The organism is Caballeronia sp. M23-90 (assembly GCF_053574605.1).
The window spans coordinates 1-2,453 of record NZ_JBSIPA010000678.1; the positions used below are offsets into that span (position 1 = coordinate 1).

Below are 2,453 nucleotides of genomic sequence, written 5' to 3' on the forward strand. Positions count from 1 at the left end.
TGACGGCACGCGGGCTTCGTAGTGGCTTGTCCGGGGCTTAAGCCGCATCAAGCCAGATCGAGCGCCGCAGTCAGATCACCCAGCGGCGCTTCACCATTTGCCACAAACGCCCGGTCCCTCGCGACCACTCCCTCAAGCGGCACCAGGCCATGCACGCGGGTGATGAAGCGCAATATCGAGTTCGTGTCGTAGACCGTATGGTCGACCAGACCTTTCCTTGCAAACGGCGCGATCACGATCGCCGGAATGCGCGATCCGGGGCCCCACCGGTCGCCCTTCGGCGGCGCCACATGATCCCACCAGCCGCCGTTTTCATCGTGCGTGATGATGACGACTGTGTTGTCCCACTGCGGCCCGCGCTGAATCCGCTCCACGATATTCGACAGATGCCGGTCGCCCGATTCCACGTCGGCATAACCCGCATGCATGTTCAGGTTGCCCTGCGGCTTGTAGAACGCCACGGGCGGCAGCCGGCCTGCATCGATATCCGCGATGAACTTGTTCGTTGAAGCATCCTCCCCCACGCCGGCGTCGCGCAAGTGCTGGGTGCGTGCAAGCGTGCCCGGTGCGAAGCTGCTGAAATAGTTGAATGGCTGGTGGTGATACTGGAAGTCGGGAAGCATGCCGGTGTCGCGATGCGTGAGCGCGAACTCCCACGCGCCGCCATACCACGCCCAGTCCACCCCTTTGTCCGACAAGCGGTCGCCGATCGTCGCGTAGGTCTGCGGCGGCAACACCTTGTGATTCGAGGGATCGGCGAGCGTCGGATCGCCGCCTTCCGCGGGCCTGACGTTGCTCGGCTGGTAGGGCGGCGCCATGGTGTTGACCGCGTAGCCGTCGGCCGTGAGCGCGCCGTCGTTCACATACGAGGGTGGTCCGTCGAGCGCCGAGGCCGGCGAGTCGGGCGCGAGTTTGAGCCGCGTACCTAGCGGATCGTCACCGTCGAGCACGGACAGCAGCTTTTTCGCCGGCCCGTTGTGCGCATCGGGATATCGCGGCGCCTGACCCGAAATCAGGAAGATGTGATTGAGCCAGGAGCCGCCGAAAGCCGCCATGAAGAAGTTGTCGCAGAGCACGTTCTGCTGCGCGATGCTCCAGAGTTTCAGCGACTCCGCCGAGTTGCGGTAATGCCCCATCACCAGGCCACCTGAATCACCCCAGGCAGCGAACTGGTTGTTGCGCCCGGCATTGATCTGCATCTGGTTTTGATAGAAACGATGTACGAGGTCACGCGTGATGACGCCGTTGGGCAACGGCTGGCCTTCGGTATCGACGAGATGAAAGGGTCCGTTGGCAATACCGTCGATCTGCTTTTCCGAGATCATGTAGCGTTTGCCGTCCACTTCCTGCGCCTGCGGCACGAGACCACCCCAGATTTTGGGCAGCACCGGCATAGGCGTGCGTCCGTCGCGGTCGAGCTGCACATAGCGAGACGCGGGCACGGCTTCGAGCGGATATTGCACGCCCGGATAATTGCCCCACAGATTGCTGAAACTGCGATTCTCGGCGTAAATCACCACGATATGCCGGACTTTTGCCTGCAGCGTGCGGTCGAGCGCGAGATCGGCAGCGGTCCTGGGCGTGCCCGTGCGGGAATCGAGGAGATCGCAGGCGCTCAGCGACAATCCGCCCAGGCCGGCGAGGCCCATGCCAGCGACCAGCAGGCGGCGGCGAAATGGATCCTGGGGCAGGTCGGAAGTGGGTTGCTCGTCACGCGGATCGTCAGTCTGGCTCATGCACAGGCTCCTTCTTGGTTCTCGACAGGGCGCACCTTCGCGGTGCCCCGGCTCGGTCGTGCGAAAGATAGTGTCGAATTTTCAGAGTCAAAGCAACGCAGGCGCGCTGCTCCTCACATTTCGTCTCCTGAATCGTGCACGTATCCGCCGATCTCCGACAGTCGGCCAAATGGCATATGACGTGAAAACGAGATCGCGACAGCGAAAATGATCTCGTTCATAGCTCATATGCCATTCGGCCGACTGGAAAGCGTCACGTCTCGCGACTACTATCGATCGAACTACCCGGTTTTCAGCTGAACACGAGCTTCATGCCGACCAGGACGAGCGTCGCGGCCAGGACGTTACGCAGCAAGACTTCGGGCGCTCGGGCGGACAGCAGGCTGCCAATGACGATGCCCGGCAGGGAGCCAACCAGCAGGGAAACCAGCAGCGACCAGTCAACCGAGCCGAGCAGCCAGTGACCCGTGCCGGCAATCAGCGTGAGCGGCACCGCGTGCGCAATGTCCGAGCCCACGATTCGCGCCGTGGCGAGGCGAGGGTAAAGCAGCAAAAGCACCGTGACGCCGATCGCGCCGGCGCCCACGGAGGTGATCGACACCAGCACGCCGAGGACGGCGCCCGTCAGTACCGTCCAGCCGATGGTGCGCTTTTCGCGGCCCGCTGCGCCCGAGTCACCGCCGCGAGCCTCGCACGCCTCGCCTACAAGACCGGCAA

At 63.2% G+C, this 2,453-nt stretch carries 2 protein-coding genes; both read right to left on the reverse strand.

Going from position 1 to position 2,453, the window contains the following annotated elements; translation table 11 throughout:
- Positions 1 to 47: 47 nt before the first annotated feature.
- Positions 48 to 1,736: an acid phosphatase gene (locus tag ACRXB1_RS34545; protein WP_449494596.1), complete on the reverse strand. Its 1,689-nt coding sequence runs from the start codon at positions 1,734 to 1,736 to the stop codon at positions 48 to 50.
- A 292-nt stretch (positions 1,737 to 2,028) separates the two neighbouring features.
- Positions 2,029 to 2,453, reverse strand: a 425-nt coding sequence (locus ACRXB1_RS34550) for a sulfite exporter TauE/SafE family protein (protein WP_449494597.1), incomplete at its 5' end; no start/stop codon positions are given.

Bases quoted from the DNA above. Each gene is read 5' to 3' on its own strand.
- ACRXB1_RS34545 (WP_449494596.1), bottom strand. From the start codon at position 1,736: ATGAGCCAGACTGACGATCCGCGTGACGAGCAACCCACTTCCGACCTG.